Origin of the sequence: Halomicrobium katesii DSM 19301, from assembly GCF_000379085.1 — an archaeon.
GTDB classification, from domain to species: domain Archaea; phylum Halobacteriota; class Halobacteria; order Halobacteriales; family Haloarculaceae; genus Halomicrobium; species Halomicrobium katesii.
In genome coordinates this window covers 1,159,737-1,174,152 of record NZ_KB905378.1, presented here as the reverse complement: position 1 = coordinate 1,174,152, position 14,416 = coordinate 1,159,737, and the positions used below count along the sequence as shown (strand labels likewise).

The window sequence follows — 14,416 nt, the reverse complement described above, 5'->3', positions numbered from 1 at the left end:
TGAACCACGTCGACACCGGCGACTCGCCGTAGACCTGTAGCGTCACTCCAGGTCTTCGCGCTCGGCGACGACCGGACAGTCGAACAGCCGGACCCGGTCCATGTCGAGGTACTCGACGATCTCGGCGGTCTCGTGGGTACAGTGGGCCTCCGGTGGTTCGGAGAAGAACGGACACTGCTCGCAGTAGGCGTGTTTCGACACCTCGGCGTATCGGCTCTCTTCGGGCACCTCGGGCTCTCTATCGTCGTCGATCGACTCCCAGACGGCGTCGGCGTCGATCTCGCCCACGTCGACCTGCTCGAAGGCGCTCTCGCCGCCGCCGAAGGGGTCGCCGTCGCGATCGGGCACGTCCGCGAACGGATCGACCGCCGGCTCCTCCCGGTCGGCCGTCGCCGCGTCGTCGCGGTCGAACTCGTCGAACGGATCGTCTGGCAGCGTGGGTTCGGCGTCGCCGTCTCGCTGCGGTGAGCCGTCGGGACCGGCGGACCCGTCGTCGGCGTCGCCGTCTCGCTCGTCACCGCCCGCGCCGGCCGCGGCCTCGTCGTCCAGCCGCTCGAAGGGATCGCCCTCTCGCTCGACGTCGTCGAGCCGTTCGAAGGGATCGTCGTCGCTCACGTCTCCTCACCGGCTTCCAGCTCCGAGGCAGTCACGAGTCGCGCTTTCGTCCTGAAGATCCCGCCCTCTGGGCGCACGTCCGAGACCGCGGCGTGACAGTGGGGACACTCCGGATCGGTCAGCAGCGCGATCTCGACCGACTCGCTGCAGTTCTCACAGCGTGCCGTCGTGAGCCCCTCCTGTGCGGCGGCGCGTTTGATCCGGGCGACGGCCCGCTCGTGGCTGTCTTTCCCCTGGGTCTCGTCGCGGAGGTCACTGACGACCCACGCCACCCGATTGAGCTTGTCTTCGGCGTCGTCGAGGCGTTCGACCGCGGCGTCGAGGCGCTCGTCGGTGTCGTCGACGCGCCCGTCGAGCCCTTCGAGAGCCGCTCGAACGTCTCCCAGATCGGTCTCCAGTGTCTCGATCTCGCCGTCGAGTTCGTCGAACCGCTCGAAGGCCTCGTGGGTGTGGTCGGCCGGTGCCTTGGCGTCGGTCTCTTTTTTCACCTGGACGACCCGCTGGCGGACGTCGTCGAGCTTCTCCCGGAAGTCGGCGTCGAGTTGCTGGATCTGTGCCCCGACCTCGTCGACCGTCGTCGAGCGCCGTTCGTCGAGCCGGCTCTCGACGGCGTCGGCGATGCTGGGCAATTTGTCCCCGACCGCTCGCTCGACGGCGTCTGCCAGCCGGTCCTCCACGGTCGACTCGACCGCTCGCTCGACCTGCTCGCCGACCTCGGCCTCGACCTGCTCGGGCAGCTCGGACTGCAGCCGATCGGCGACGGCCGCCCGCGTCGCCTTCGTCGCCTCGCTCGCGACGGTCTCCTCGACGGTCGCCTGAATCTCCTCGACGGCCGTCTCGTCGAGGGTCTCTGTCGCGTGGTATGTCTGTAGGAGCTGTCGGACGACCTCGGCGCGGTCCGTGTCCGTGCGCTCGGCTTGCTGGTCGAGCCACTCGTCGAGCTCGTCGGAGAGATCGATCGAGACAGACTGCTCTTCACGCGACTCACTCGCCATTGTGGACCGGTTTCGGAACCAGACAGTTAAGCGTTTGCCGCCGATTTCAGGCGCTGATAGGCGGATACGACGCCCGCTCGCCGCAGGCGCTACCGGATCTTGCGCACGTCACTGATGTCGAAGCCGCTGTCGCCGATCTCGGTCTCGAAACGGACGATGTTTTCGTCTTCGATCTGGGAGAGGACACCCCGGAACTGCGAGACGACGAGTGTCCGTGCCCGCGTCGAACCGCCGGACTCCCACTCGAAACGCATCGCGCCCGTCGTCGCGTCGGTCAGTTGGGCGTACCGCGTCGAGGACACCGTCTCGTGGTTCAGGTGGACCAGGATGAGTCCGTTCCAGCGGTTCGCGGCCTTGGTGAGCCCCTGGACGAGGTAGCTGATGTCCGACCACTCCATGTCGTCGCCGATCGCCCCGACGAGATCGGACAGCGAGTCGATGACGACGAGGTTGTTCGGCGCGATCTGGCTGAGCTTGCTCCCCAGCGCCTCCAGCAGCCCCTGGCGCTCGTGGCGCTTGCGCAGATCGGTGATGCTCTCGGTGGCGTCGGCGTACCAGTCGCGGGGCACCGGACTGACGTGGAAGTACCGCTCTGTCAGCTCGTGAAACTGAATCGCTTCGGAGCCGTTGTCGACGATCTCGTCGTCCATCGCCAGGCGCATCTCGTCGACCAGATCCTCCTTCGAGGCGGTAAACGAGATGTAGTGGACGGCGTCGGGATCGACCGCGTCGGCCGTGGGCGACCCGTAGTAGAGGTCGTACAGCTCGTCGCTGTCGCCCGCTGCGAGCCCGTTGATGAGCGCGCTCGTGTACATGAACTCCCGCGACCCGGCACCGGACTCGCCCGAGACCAGGACGACGCTGCCCATCGGAGCACCCCCCTTGATGGTGGTGTCGAGCTGGCGAACGCCGAACGGGATGCGGTCCATACCGCCCAGTGGCCCGTGGCGTCGCTTAACGCTTCGGCCGCAGTTATCGCGAACGATTATCCGAGGGCGTCAGCCGAGCGTCGGCCCGTCCTCGACCGTCGCGCCCCCGTTGCGTGGGCTGGCGACCAGTACGTCGGCGTCGACTGAGAGGTCGCTCAGGGCCATCTCGACGCCCGTCCTGGCCGCCGCCACGTCGCCACGCGTCGTCAGCCCCCACACCGCCGGTCCCCACGAGGACTGGCCGGCTCCGGCGATGGTCGGCTGCTGGGCCAGTCGCTCGACGATCCGGCCGGCCGGCGGGCGGTAGACCCCGCCCTGTTCGTCGGCGTACCAGGCTCCGTTGAGCCGTCCGATCCGGGCTGCGGCGGTCCCGAACTGCCGGTGGTCACCCTCCGCGGCGGCCGGCAGGAGCGTCCGGGTCAGCGTCGCGGCCACGTCGTCGGCGATACCGGGATCGGCTCGCTCGACGGCCTGGCGCATGTGGCGGTCCTCCTCGGCTCCGCTGGCTCCCGGTTCGGCGTCGGGCACGACCAGCACGAACCGCCAGTCGTCGGGGAGCTCGTGGCGCGCGATCACCGGCGGGACCGTCCAGTCGCCGTTAGCGGGTGGCTCGGAGGTAAAGCGCTCCGTCGGGTGGCCGCCGTCGACGACGAACCCGCCGGACTCGAAGGCCGCGACGCCGACGCCGCTGCGACCGCCGCGACCGAGTTCCGGCGCGAGCGAGTGCGGTTCGACCTCGCGGTCGTAGGCCCGCGCGACCGCGACGGCCGCCGCCAGCGCGAGCTGGGTCCCGCTGCCGAAGCCGACGTGGCGTGGCAGCCGCTCGCGGACCGAGACGCGAGCCCCTTCGACGCCCAGCGTCGCGACCGCTCGCCGGACGTACGATTCGGCCTCGCCGTCGTCGCAGTCGATCTCGTCGGCGGGCTGGGCGTCGAGGACCAGCAGTGGCTCGTCGAGGGCGACCCCCACCCCACCGTACAACCGTTCGTTGGCGAGCGCGAGGTTCTGGAACCCGAAGTGGAGTCGCGCCGCCGTCGTCACCGTGACCATACCACCTCTTTCGGCTCCCTCGAAATGAAGGTGGGGCTCCGGAATGAGTGCCCGCGGGTGTGAAACGCGAACACGGTAGTCCGTGCGCTTAAGGTGCATCGAGGACGACTCGACAGCATGAGCAAGCAGGAGCGGACACCTGATGCAGGCGACGAGGGGAAGGATCCGGAGCTTCGGAGTTCGGAAGTCACGGAGGGCTACGAGAAGGCACCCCACCGCGCGATGTTCCGCGCGATGGGGTACGACGACGAAGACCTGTCCTCGCCGATGATCGGCGTCGCCAACCCCGCGGCCGACATCACGCCGTGTAACGTCCACCTGGACGACATGGCCGACGCGGCCTACGATGGGATCGACGAGACCGAGGGGATGCCAATCGAGTTCGGGACGATCACCATCTCCGACGCCATCTCGATGGGGACCGAGGGGATGAAGGCGTCGCTGATCTCCCGAGAGGTGATCGCCGACTCGGTCGAGCTGGTCTCTTTCGGCGAGCGCATGGACGGTCTGGTCACCGTCGGGGGCTGTGACAAGAACATGCCGGGGATGATGATGGCCGCGATCCGGACGGACCTGCCAAGCGTCTTCCTCTACGGCGGGTCGATCATGCCCGGCGAGCACGACGGCCGCGAGATCACGATCCAGAACGTCTTCGAGGGCGTCGGCGCGGTCGCCGACGGCGACATGAGCGAGGACGAGCTCGACGAGATGGAGCGCAACGCCTGCCCCGGCGCGGGCTCCTGTGGCGGAATGTTTACCGCCAACACGATGGCCTCCATCTCGGAGGCGCTCGGGTTCGCGCCGCTTGGCTCGGCCTCGCCGCCCGCCGAACACGAGTCCAGATACGAGGAGGCACGCCGGGCCGGCGAACTGGCGGTCGAGGCCGTCCAGGAGCAGCGTCGCCCCTCCGACTTTCTCAGCCGCGAGTCCTTCGAGAACGCCATCGCGCTGCAGGTCGCGGTCGGCGGCTCGACCAACGCCGTGCTCCACATCCTGGCGCTCGCGGCGGAGGCCGGCGTCGACCTCGACATCGAGGCGTTCAACGAGATCAGCAAGCGCACGCCGAAGATCGCCGACCTCCAGCCCGGCGGCGAGCGCGTCATGAACGACCTCCACGAGGTCGGCGGCGTCCCGGTCGTCCTGAACGCCCTCTACGAGGCGGACCTGCTCCACGGCGACGCGCTGACGGTCACCGGCGACACGCTCGGAGACGCCCTCGAAGCCGACGATCCGCCCGCGATCGAGGACATCGACGTCGACTACCTCTACACCGTCGACGAACCCAAGAACGAGCAGGGTGCCATCCGCATCCTCACGGGGAACCTCGCGCCCGACGGCGCGGTCATCAAGATCTCGGGCGAGGAGTACCTCCGCCACGAGGGACCGGTCCGCATCTTCGACGAGGAGTCGGCGGCGATGAAGTACGTCCAGGAGGGCCACATCGAGTCCGGCGACGTGATCGGCATCCGCAACGAGGGCCCCCGCGGCGGTCCCGGAATGCGGGAGATGCTGGGGGTCACGAGCGCCGTCGCCGGCCAGGGTCACGCCGACGACGTGGCGCTCTTTACCGACGGCCGCTTCTCCGGTGCGACCCGCGGCTTCTCGATCGGCCACGTCGCCCCCGAGGCCTACGTCGGTGGTCCCATCGCGGCGCTGGAGGACGGCGACACGATCACGATTGACATCGAGAACCTCGAACTCTCCGTGGACCTCTCCGACGAGGAGATCGAACAGCGCCTCGAAGCGCACGACCCCGACCCCAACTACGACAGCGGCGTGCTGGCGAAGTACCACCGCGACTTCGGCTCCGCGGCCAACGGCGCGGTGACCAACCCCGGCGCGAAGTGGGACTGATACTGCCGGCTGTAACTATTTCACGAGATTCGCGACCACGGGGTCGCGAAATGCTGTACAGACGTACAGCCAGCAGTATGAGACGGCGTGTTGTTGCCGTGACACGGTGACGGCCGGCGGTACGAGATCGGCCGTAAGCGGTCTCGTCGATGCGACCGAGATCGATTCGTGCGCGAAAGTAGTCGTTCTACAACAAATCCGGGCCAAGAGCCGCGTTCCACGAGATTGCCATGCGACCCGCTGTAGCGGTAAATTACTTCCCCCTACAGCAGTAGTTTATCTAAAGGCTTAAACAATCTCCAGGAATTCACCCAGGTGGACATGTCCATCGAACCGACAGCCATAGAGGCGCACAGACGTGAAACGGCGGCCGACAGACGGGAGGGTCGCGTATGAGCACGCCACTGCAACTCCTCCAGGTCGGGCGGATAATCGACACTGCCCCCGGAGTGGTGGATTGGATCGTGGCGATCGTGTTGCCGATCGTCGCCTACGCGACCGTCGGGCCGAAAGTCGGCGACGGGATCGCAGCCGTCGCGGCGCGCGTCGACCTCGACGAGGCCGTCCTGGAGACGCCGCTGGGAGCGTTTTTCCGCGAGGACGAGGCCATCGCTGACGCACTGGCTGGCCTGACGACGTACCTGCTCACGCTGATCGCTCTCGTGATCTCGCTGAGTCTCGTCAACGCCGGCCAGATCGCGAGCTGGGCACAGATCGGTGCCCGGTATCTGGCGTCGCTCCTGGGCAGCGTCCTGATCCTGCTGGCTGGCTTCGTCGTCGCCGGCTACGTCTCGCGCGCGCTCAAGGACAACGACGTGCTCGCCGGCCGCTCGGTCACGCCGCTGGTCGCGCTGGTGGCTCGTGGCGTCGTCTACTTCGTCTCGGTGACGCTGGCGCTGGACGCCATCGGCTACAACACCGTCATCCTCAACACGATGGCCCAGGCGGTCGCGGTCGGTCTCGGCCTCGGCATCGCACTGGCAGTCGGTATCAGTGTCGGACTGGGGAGCCAGGACTACGTGGCCGACCACATCGCGGAGTGGACGAGCGACTAGGGTTCGAGTACTTCGATCAGGTTCCCCTCGGGGTCCTCGACGAAGCAGATCGTCGTCCCGCTCGCCGTCGTCTGGGGCTCGCTGATCGTCTCGACAGCGTCGTCGAGATCGGCGTAGAACGCTTCGATGTCGTCGACCTCGAAGCCGACGTGTTTCGCGCCGGTGTCGTTGACTGCCGCGGCGGCCGCGTCGTCACCCGTGGGCTCGTACGCGACCAGCTCCAGCCGGATCTCTCCGGCATCGAGGTGGGCGAACTGAGCGGCCGCGTCGGGGACGCCGACCCCCGTCTCGAATGCCGCACCCGAGACCGAAAAGCGGCTCAGCACCTCGAAGCCGAAGGTGTCGCTGTAGAACTCGACGGCGCGGTCCAGATCGGCGACAGTGATACCGACGTGGTGGGTCGCTGGCATAGCCGATCCTGTGGGACCGCCGCGAAAAACCGCTTCGGAGTCGGTCGGCGACGATACCCGAAGGGTTATTTGGGCCATCTCTGTACCGACAGATATGACGCGCGACGCACTCGCGACGGCGAGCGATCTGCTCGCTTCGGCAGCACAGTCCGCGGACGGCGACGACGGCGAACGCCTGTCTGACCTGGCCGACCAGCTCGACCGCCTCTCGACGGCCGACGAAGGACCGGACCACGGTCGCCTGGCCCGCATCCAGAACGCTCTCCACGACCTGGAAGACAGCACCGAGGGCGACGCGACGGACGCGATCGTCGAGGCCCACGAACACGTCAAGGAGTACCGCTCGGGCGTCGAGGGCGTCTGATCGAGGCGAAAAACCGACTCTCACTTCGTTCGAGTCCCTCTTACTCCTCCTCGACCAGCTTCTCGGCCAGTAGCGGCACGAACCTCCGCGATCCACCTTTTTCCGCGTCGGGTCGCTCACGCCGTTCCCGACCGCTCGCACAAAAACGTGGGCGAAAAACCGACTCTCACTTCGTTCGAGTCCCTCTTACTCCTCCTCGACCAGCTCCTCGGCCAGTAGCGGCACGAACGTACCGATATCGGTGACCATCCCGACAGCTTGCGCACTGCCCCGATCGAGCAGTTGCGTGACGGTTGCGGGGTTGATGTCGACGCAGACGACCCGCGTCGTCGAGGGCAGGCAGTTCCCGACGGCGACCGAGTGTAGCAGCGTCGAGAGCATCAACACCATGTCGGCCTCGTGGGCCTGCTCGCGGATGGCGTTCTGGGCCTCGACGGCGTCGGTGATCGTGTCCGGCAGTGGGCCGTCGTCGCGGATCGAGCCCGCCAGCACGAAGGGGCGGTCGTTGGTGACACACTCGTACATCACGCCGGAGTCGATCGTCCCCGACTCGACGGCGGCCTCGATGCCGCCCTCGCGGATGATCTCCGAGATCGTGTAGATGTGGTGTTTGTGGCCCTTGCGGGCGTGGTCGAGAGTTTCGGTGTCCAGTCCGAGCGAGGTGCCATAGAGGTCGCGCTCGATGTCGTGGACGGCGAATCCGTTGCCCGCAGAGAGCATGTCGATGTATCCCTCGCGGACGAGGCGGGCGAGGTCCTCGCGTGCGCCCGAGTGGATGAGCGCGGGGCCACAGACGGCGAGGACGGTGCCGCCGTCGGCCCTGGTCTCCTCGATGGCCTCGGCGATCTGGCGGATCGTCGACTCGGAGGGGCGTTCCGAGGAGACCCCGCCCTGCATGAACCCGAAGGCACCTTGCTGGCCCCGCGGGCGCTCGGGCGGGGCGATCCTGATCCCGGTCTCGCCGGTGACGATCTGGTCGCCGGCCTCGACGGCGTTGAGCACTTTCGTGTAGGCCCGTGGCTCGTCGGTGTCGACGACGACGGCGCAGTCCATCTCGACGTTCTGGACCGCGAGCCACTCGTCGTCGTAGCGGACGAACGTCGGGTGGTTCGTCGTCGAGTAGAAGCCGTGGGGCACCACCTGGTCGGCGGGCGCGGGCTCCAGGGTCACGTCTTTCGGATCTGCCGGGTTCGCGCCGTTCTGGTGGAGTTCGTGGACGATCGACTGCAGCGTCGCCTCGTCGTCGGCCTCGACCACGAGTCGAGCGTAGGACTCGTCGGTCTCGTGGCGGCCGATGTCGAACGTCTCGACGGTGAACGAGCCGCCCAGATCCATGATGATGCCAAAGCACGTCTGCATCATCCCGGAGTCGATGATGTGACCCTCAAGTTCCACCTCGCGAGAGACAGTCATGCACGGACCGACGGCCCTGGTCGTCAAGACAGTTGTGTTACCCGCCTTCGTAACCGGGACCGTCCGCGATGTCGGACCGACAGTCGACGGCCCACGCGCAGTCGCCGGCCGCGACGAGTCGGTCGTAGAAGCGTCGCAGCCCCGCCGATCCCGTCTCTGGCAGGACGTGGAGACGGACACAACCGCCCCGGATCGAGACGCGGAACACGTCGGCGCTGCCCTCGTCCCGGACCAGCCACAGCGGCATCGGGAGTTCGATGAACGCCCCCGAACGGTAGGGGCCGTCCGCGAGGACGCTCTCGACCAGCTGGCCGAGTGCCGTCTGTGACATCTCGGTCGCCGGTTCGAGCCGAAATCTCGTCTGGCCCTCGTACTCGACCCCGCCGCTGGAAGGGTAGCGCCGCCGCGGCCGCGCCGGAATCGCAAACGAGGGGTCGCCCGTCATCTACCGCCAGATAAGGCCCGATCGGGCTTAAAATCGCGCCCGTTACGGGGTGATATCCCGACCGTCTCGTCACAGACCGTGGCCGGTCGCGTGAGAACCGAAACGGATAGGCCGGAGCCACACCCGGTGGGAGCTATGGCACCGACCGTCGACGAGCTACGCAACGAGATTCGGGTCGCCGTCGACCGCTACGAGCGCGTCGAATCCACGGCTTTCACGAAAGAGGCCCTGGCCGCGATCTGTGAGGCAGTGGGCTACGAGATCGACACGGACCGGCTCCCACCGAAAGGAGAGATGCGCGGCGGCATTCGCCGCGAGATCGGCGAGACGGAGACCGTAGAGCGGACCGACCGGGCCTTCCGGAAGGCAGAGCTGGAGGCGATCGCAGCGGCGCTGGACGCGGAGTGATCGGTCGGCGACGCCGAGCCGGCTCGGTGTGGGCGATACGGTCGGCCGGAGCGTCGTGAAGCGGTGCCGGTCCCGGTGTGGAGACGTGCTCGCGGCCAGCCGACAGTATTAGACGCGGGCGGCCCCACGTCTGGGTATGTGCGGTCGCTACAGTCTGTTCGCGCCACGCGAGGACATCGAAGAGCGCTTCGGTGCGACCTTCGCCCAAGCGTACGAGCCGCGGTACAACGCCGCGCCCCGTCAGTCGCTCCCGGTGATCACCGCCGACGAGCCCGGGACGATCCAGCAGATGGAGTGGGGCCTGATCCCGTCGTGGGCCGACGACCGGAGCGAGTTCGAGTTCATCAACGCTCGCGCCGAGACGGTCACAGAGAAGCGAAGCTTCGCCGAGGCCTACGAGCAACGCCGGTGTCTGGTGCCCGCGGACGGGTTCTACGAGTGGCGAGCGGAGGGAACCGAGAAGCAGCCGTATCGGGTCACCAGGGACGACCAGCGCCCCTTCGCGATGGCGGGGCTGTGGGAACGGTGGCGGCCGCCACAGCGACAGACCGGACTCGGCGAGTTCGGGACGCGGACGGACGGCGAGCACGGCGAGACGACGACCGTCGAGACGTTCACCGTCCTGACGACCGAGCCCAACGAGTTCGTCCGCGAGCTACACCACCGGATGTCGGTGATCCTCGATCCGGGCGAAGAAGCGATCTGGCTCCACGGCGACGACGACGAGCGCCGCGCCCTGCTGGAGCCCTACGACGGCGAACTCGCGGCCCGGCCGGTCTCGACGGCGGTCAACGATCCCAGCAACGACTCACCCGCGGTCCTCGACGCGCCCGGGGCGTAGGTCCGATCGGGGTCGGAGACCGGTCGGTCGTTCCGTGTGTCGGCTGTACGTCCAGAAGCGTCTCGCGCTCCGGGGTCGCGGAGAACTCGAAACAGTGACTGCCGACAGTCTCACTCAGAGGGGTTGTTGCCGCGATCGAAGCGGTACACCATCTCCCACATCGCGTCCTCTGTGTCCCGGTCCTCCGTGGCTTCTTCGAGCTTGCGGTACAGCTGGTCTGAGACCGTGATCTGTGGCATCAGTTCTTCATAATCGTTCATTGGATATAAATGTGCCCGGACTCGGAACCGAGTTAACCGACACACGAGACGCGACTTCAATTCCCCCAGTACGAGGGGAGACAACTCAGCGTCGTCGCCGTCCAACTACGGGTGCATGACCGCTGCTGGAGACACCGTCGAACGAGTAGCCGCGGCAGAGCGCGTCACCGATCTCGTCGGTGAGACGCCGCTGTTGTGGCTCGACTCGTTTGCGTCGAACCTGTACGGGAAGCTCGAATCGTCGAACCCCTACTCGGTCAAAGACCGCATCGCGCTGGCGATGGTCGAGGCCGCACGCGAGTGCGGTGCGCTGTCAGCGGACGGCACCGTCGTCGAGGCGACCAGCGGGAACACCGGGATCGGGCTGGCAGCGGTCTGTGCGGCCAACGGCTACGACTGCGTGCTGACGATGCCGGCGTCGATGAGCGAGGAACGCCGTCGACTGTTGCGGGCCCTCGGTGCCGACCTCGAACTGACCCCGGCCGAGGACGGCATGGGCGGCGCGATCGAACGTGCCGACGAGCTGGCCGAGGCCGACGACGCCGTCCGAGCCCGCCAGTTCGAGAACGAGGCCAACCCCAGCGCACACCGTGAGACGACCGGCCCCGAGATCTGGGACGCGACCGACGGCAGCGTCGACGCCGTCGTCGCCGGGGTCGGCACCGGCGGCACGATCACCGGCGTCTCCGAACACCTCAAAGCGGATCGGGGCAAGACCTCCGTGACCTCGGTGGCCGTCGAACCCGACGCCTCGCGGCTCCTCTCGGCCGACGATCCGGACAGCCACGACATTCAGGGGATCGGCCCCGGCTTCGTCCCCGACGTGTTGCGACGGGACCTGCTCGACGAGGTCCGGACGATCACGTCGGACGACGCCCGCGAGTGGAGCCGGCGACTCGGCCACGAGGAGGGCGTCCTCGTCGGCATCTCCGCCGGTGCGGCCCTCGGCGTCGCCGTCGAGTACGCCCGCGAGCACCCCGACGAGACCGTCGTCGTCGTCCTCCCGGACACCGGCGAGCGGTATCTGTCGACCGATCTGTTCGAGTAGATCGCCCCGTTAATCCCTCCTTACTCCCGTTAATACCTAGGTACAGCAATTATGAATTAGTAGCCGACCGTGGATGCTGAGGTATGGACACGGAGCGGGCTACGGTCGAGCTGAAATTCGAGCTGCGCGATCCGGAGCACTTCCTCGTCGCGATGTCGGACGAACTCGACTGTCGCGTCGTCAACGAGGACGTGATACACCGGGACAACGGCGACGTGTTACGATACTACACCGTCGCAGCGACGCCGTCGGAGACGAAACGCTTCGCGCAGTCGTTTCCGGGCGTCAGATCGACCCGGATCGTCCGATCGGACGGCGACACCTGTCTACTGGAGGTCGTCGCCGACAGCGAAGAGTGCATCCACTGCACGCTGGCGACGGTCCACGCCGTCGTCAGGCGAAGTGTCGCCGACGCCGGGACGGGGATGGTCGTCGTCGAGGTGCCCCACGACGCCGACCCGATCACCGTCGTGGACGCGGTGGTCCGACACCATGCGGGGGCGACGCTGCTGTCCAAGTGGCACCGTGACGACGCCGACCTCGTCGCCGTGACGGGAGCGGTCGGGGCCGAACGGTACCTCTCGTCGCTGACCACGAAACAGCGAGATGCCGTCCGTGCGGCCGTCCAGAGTGGCTATCTGGCCTGGCCACGCAGAAGCTCCGCGAGCGACTGTGCAGCCGCACTGGGCATCTCACAGCCGACCTTCAGCCAGCACCTCTATCGCGGGCTGGAAGTGCTCTTACTGGAGCTGTTCGAAGTGCCTGACGACGAACACGACAGTGTGCCTGCAAGTCACTAACCATTCAGCATAGGCAGTAGTTTCTCCCCGAGCTATCCCATCCACCAAAGTGGCAGAACTATCCGTGCCGATGGGAAGGGCACGACACCGATCAGCTATGCTCAGCATGACATCAGAGGTTCCGAATCAGAGTACAGCACGTGATCCACCAGCCACGACCGAAGACATCGTTCGGGCCGTCGCGGACCGGGAAGGGGTCGCCGCGACGGACCTCACGCCACTGTACGATGTCGTGGATCCAGAGGCACTCGATGCGATGGTGACACACACAGAGACCACGGTACGGATATCGTTCGACTACGAGGGATACACCGTCACCGTCGAGGACGAAACCGTCACGATCGAAGAGAACTGACACTCATTCTCGCCGTTCACGCGGCGACCTAGTTCGTCGTCGTGATTTCGACGACGTCTCGGTGATCGAGCACCGTGTCCGCACCGATCTGGCGGCCGCTGCGAACGTCGTGGGCGTGCAGGAAGCCGTCGCCGATGTCGGTGTGCAGGAAGTACGCGAAGTCCTCGGCGGTCGCGCCGTCTTCCAGCACGAAGCAGTCCTGCAGGAAGGTGCCGTCCTCCTGGGGCTTGCGCGCGCCGGGGAAGATGGCGATCGAGCCCAGCTCGTCGAACAGCGCCGTCTCGATGGCCTGCTGGACGCCGGTACCGCCGTACTCGCCGACGAACTCGCTGATCTGCTCCAGTGCGGCCGCTTTCTCTCCGGGCACGTCCTCGACGATCTCGAACTCGCTGTCGCCGGGCAGGTAGTCGAGGACGTCCTGTTCGTCGCCGTTCTTGAGCGCCTTCTCGGCGTGGGCGCTGGTCGGGACGATCGTCAGGTGGTCGTAGTCGGGGTCGTCCGTGATTTCCTCGAAGTTCTCCTTGGCGGCGGGCGTGTCCATCTTGTTGGCCGCGATCACCATCGGCTTGGTGCGCTTGCGGATCTCGCGGGCGAGTGCCTCGCGGTCCTCGCCGTCCCACGTGTCGGGGTCCAGTTCGAGATCCAGCGAGAGGATCACCTGCTTGATCTCGTCTTTGTTGGTCCGGAACGCGTCCATCTGGGTCGCCAGGTCCTCCTCGATCGCCGCCTCGTCGCCGTGATACCCCGAACGGTAGCGCTCGATGCCCTTCTCCAGCACGTCGAGGTACCACATGTCCAGTTCGTCTTCGAGGAAGTCGATGTCCTCGCGAGGGTCGTGGTCCTCGGTGGGCTCGCCCTCGATGTCGGTCGTCCCGGAGAAGTCGACGACGTGGAGCAACACGTCGGCCTCGTTGAGGTCCGAGAGGAACTGGTTGCCCAGTCCTCGACCCTCGTGGGCACCGGGGACGAGGCCGGCCACGTCGACGAGACGCACCGGGACGAACCGGGTGCCGTCCTCGCAGTAGCCGAGATTCGGCGTGCAGGTGTGGTCGAACTCGGGGGCGGCACACTCGACGCGAACGTAGGCCTCGCCGACGCTGGGGTCGATCGTCGTGAAGGGATAGGCCCCTTCCGGCACGTCGTTCATCGTCGCCGCGTTGAAGAAGGTGGACTTGCCGACAGAGGGTTTGCCGACGAGTCCGACGTCGAAGCTCATGGACACAGTCATGGGAATCGGCCGTTTAAACGCTGTCAAAGGGATCGAGAGTGAGTGAGAGTGCCATGCATTCGACCCGGCACGTCGTTCATCGTCGCCGTCGCGAAATCGCACCGCGATTTCGCGGCCCGTCAGAGCGACGCTCTGACGGTGGCGTTGAAGAAGGTGGACTTGCCGACAGAGGGCGAGCGAACCGACGGTTCGCGATCCTCGTCGGACCGACGGTCCGACGGTGGTTTGCCGACGAGTCCGACGTCGAAGCTCATGCACACAGTCACGCCAATCGGCCGTTTAAACGCTGTCAAAGCGACCGACAGTGGGGGAGAGTCGCACACGCGAGCTGCCGCACTGGCGTCCC

At 66.8% G+C, this 14,416-nt stretch carries 18 protein-coding genes; 8 read left to right on the top strand and 10 right to left on the bottom strand.

The genetic code is table 11. The annotated features are described in order from the left end of the window. Positions 1–42: 42 nt before the first annotated feature. The 4 genes from HALKA_RS0106235 to HALKA_RS0106220 form a co-directional block, all read right to left on the bottom strand. Positions 43–615 carry a DUF8135 domain-containing protein gene (locus HALKA_RS0106235; RefSeq protein WP_018257169.1) on the bottom strand — a complete coding sequence of 191 codons (573 nt, stop codon included), beginning with the start codon at positions 613–615 and terminating at the stop codon, positions 43–45. Further along, on the bottom strand, positions 612–1,610 hold the full coding sequence (locus tag HALKA_RS0106230) for a ribbon-helix-helix protein, CopG family (protein WP_018257168.1): 999 nt from the start codon (positions 1,608–1,610) through the stop codon (positions 612–614). Before HALKA_RS0106230 ends, HALKA_RS0106235 begins: the two co-directional genes overlap by 4 nt. Before the next feature lie 89 nt (positions 1,611–1,699). Continuing rightward, on the bottom strand, positions 1,700–2,539 hold the full coding sequence (locus tag HALKA_RS0106225; protein ID WP_018257167.1) for an RAD55 family ATPase: 840 nt from the start codon (positions 2,537–2,539) through the stop codon (positions 1,700–1,702). A gap of 69 nt (positions 2,540–2,608) precedes the next feature. Further along, positions 2,609–3,589, bottom strand: coding sequence for a beta-ribofuranosylaminobenzene 5'-phosphate synthase family protein (locus HALKA_RS0106220; protein ID WP_018257166.1), 981 nt, complete (start codon positions 3,587–3,589; stop codon positions 2,609–2,611). Between the two features lie 117 nt (positions 3,590–3,706). Here HALKA_RS0106220 and ilvD point away from each other — a divergent pair, with 117 nt between their 5' ends. Next, positions 3,707–5,443, top strand: coding sequence for a dihydroxy-acid dehydratase (gene ilvD, locus HALKA_RS0106215; RefSeq protein ID WP_018257165.1), 1,737 nt, complete (start codon positions 3,707–3,709; stop codon positions 5,441–5,443). A 392-nt stretch (positions 5,444–5,835) separates the two neighbouring features. Then, the gene (locus tag HALKA_RS0106210) at positions 5,836–6,498 is read left to right on the top strand and encodes a hypothetical protein (RefSeq protein ID WP_018257164.1); all 663 of its coding nucleotides are present in this window, start codon (positions 5,836–5,838) and stop codon (positions 6,496–6,498) included. Here the strand turns inward: HALKA_RS0106210 and HALKA_RS0106205 are convergent. Then, complete coding sequence (locus tag HALKA_RS0106205) at positions 6,495–6,908, bottom strand: VOC family protein (protein WP_018257163.1); 414 nt, start codon at positions 6,906–6,908, stop codon at positions 6,495–6,497. The genes HALKA_RS0106210 and HALKA_RS0106205 overlap by 4 nt on opposite strands. A gap of 94 nt (positions 6,909–7,002) precedes the next feature. Here HALKA_RS0106205 and HALKA_RS0106200 point away from each other — a divergent pair, with 94 nt between their 5' ends. Next, positions 7,003–7,272, top strand: coding sequence for a DUF7553 family protein (locus tag HALKA_RS0106200; RefSeq protein ID WP_015762311.1), 270 nt, complete (start codon positions 7,003–7,005; stop codon positions 7,270–7,272). Between the two features lie 186 nt (positions 7,273–7,458). Here HALKA_RS0106200 and HALKA_RS0106195 read toward each other — a convergent pair whose 3' ends face one another. Together HALKA_RS0106195 and HALKA_RS0106190 are read right to left on the bottom strand one after the other, a co-directional pair. Next, a complete protein-coding gene (locus HALKA_RS0106195; RefSeq protein WP_018257162.1) occupies positions 7,459–8,685 on the bottom strand; it encodes an ornithine cyclodeaminase, nickel-pincer nucleotide-dependent in 1,227 nt (408 codons plus the stop codon). 37 nt (positions 8,686–8,722) lie between these two features. After that, the gene (locus tag HALKA_RS0106190; RefSeq protein ID WP_018257161.1) at positions 8,723–9,130 is read right to left on the bottom strand and encodes a hypothetical protein; all 408 of its coding nucleotides are present in this window, start codon (positions 9,128–9,130) and stop codon (positions 8,723–8,725) included. A 135-nt stretch (positions 9,131–9,265) separates the two neighbouring features. Here HALKA_RS0106190 and HALKA_RS0106185 point away from each other — a divergent pair, with 135 nt between their 5' ends. Then, complete coding sequence (locus HALKA_RS0106185) at positions 9,266–9,538, top strand: hypothetical protein (RefSeq protein WP_018257160.1); 273 nt, start codon at positions 9,266–9,268, stop codon at positions 9,536–9,538. 136 nt (positions 9,539–9,674) lie between these two features. Further along, positions 9,675–10,379: an SOS response-associated peptidase gene (locus tag HALKA_RS0106180; protein WP_018257159.1), complete on the top strand. Its 705-nt coding sequence runs from the start codon at positions 9,675–9,677 to the stop codon at positions 10,377–10,379. Between the two features lie 110 nt (positions 10,380–10,489). Here HALKA_RS0106180 and HALKA_RS0106175 read toward each other — a convergent pair whose 3' ends face one another. Then, entirely contained in the window at positions 10,490–10,618 is a 129-nt protein-coding gene (locus tag HALKA_RS0106175; protein WP_018257158.1) for a DUF8556 family small protein, read from the bottom strand. 136 nt (positions 10,619–10,754) lie between these two features. Here HALKA_RS0106175 and cysK point away from each other — a divergent pair, with 136 nt between their 5' ends. The 3 genes from cysK (at position 10,755) to HALKA_RS0106160 (ending at position 12,842) form a co-directional block, all read left to right on the top strand. After that, the gene (gene cysK, locus HALKA_RS0106170) at positions 10,755–11,687 is read left to right on the top strand and encodes a cysteine synthase A (protein WP_018257157.1); all 933 of its coding nucleotides are present in this window, start codon (positions 10,755–10,757) and stop codon (positions 11,685–11,687) included. A gap of 83 nt (positions 11,688–11,770) precedes the next feature. Further along, positions 11,771–12,487, top strand: a complete 717-nt coding sequence (locus HALKA_RS0106165; RefSeq protein ID WP_018257156.1) for a bacterio-opsin activator domain-containing protein — start codon at positions 11,771–11,773, stop codon at positions 12,485–12,487. A gap of 97 nt (positions 12,488–12,584) precedes the next feature. Further along, complete coding sequence (locus tag HALKA_RS0106160) at positions 12,585–12,842, top strand: HalOD1 output domain-containing protein (RefSeq protein WP_018257155.1); 258 nt, start codon at positions 12,585–12,587, stop codon at positions 12,840–12,842. Positions 12,843–12,870: 28 nt separating this feature from the next. Here the strand turns inward: HALKA_RS0106160 and HALKA_RS0106155 are convergent, their stop codons facing one another. Both HALKA_RS0106155 and HALKA_RS22105 read right to left on the bottom strand, forming a co-directional pair. After that, the gene (locus tag HALKA_RS0106155) at positions 12,871–14,058 is read right to left on the bottom strand and encodes a redox-regulated ATPase YchF (RefSeq protein WP_018257154.1); all 1,188 of its coding nucleotides are present in this window, start codon (positions 14,056–14,058) and stop codon (positions 12,871–12,873) included. Positions 14,059–14,189: 131 nt separating this feature from the next. Next, entirely contained in the window at positions 14,190–14,324 is a 135-nt protein-coding gene (locus tag HALKA_RS22105) for a hypothetical protein (RefSeq protein ID WP_018257153.1), read from the bottom strand. Positions 14,325–14,416 lie beyond the last annotated feature (92 nt).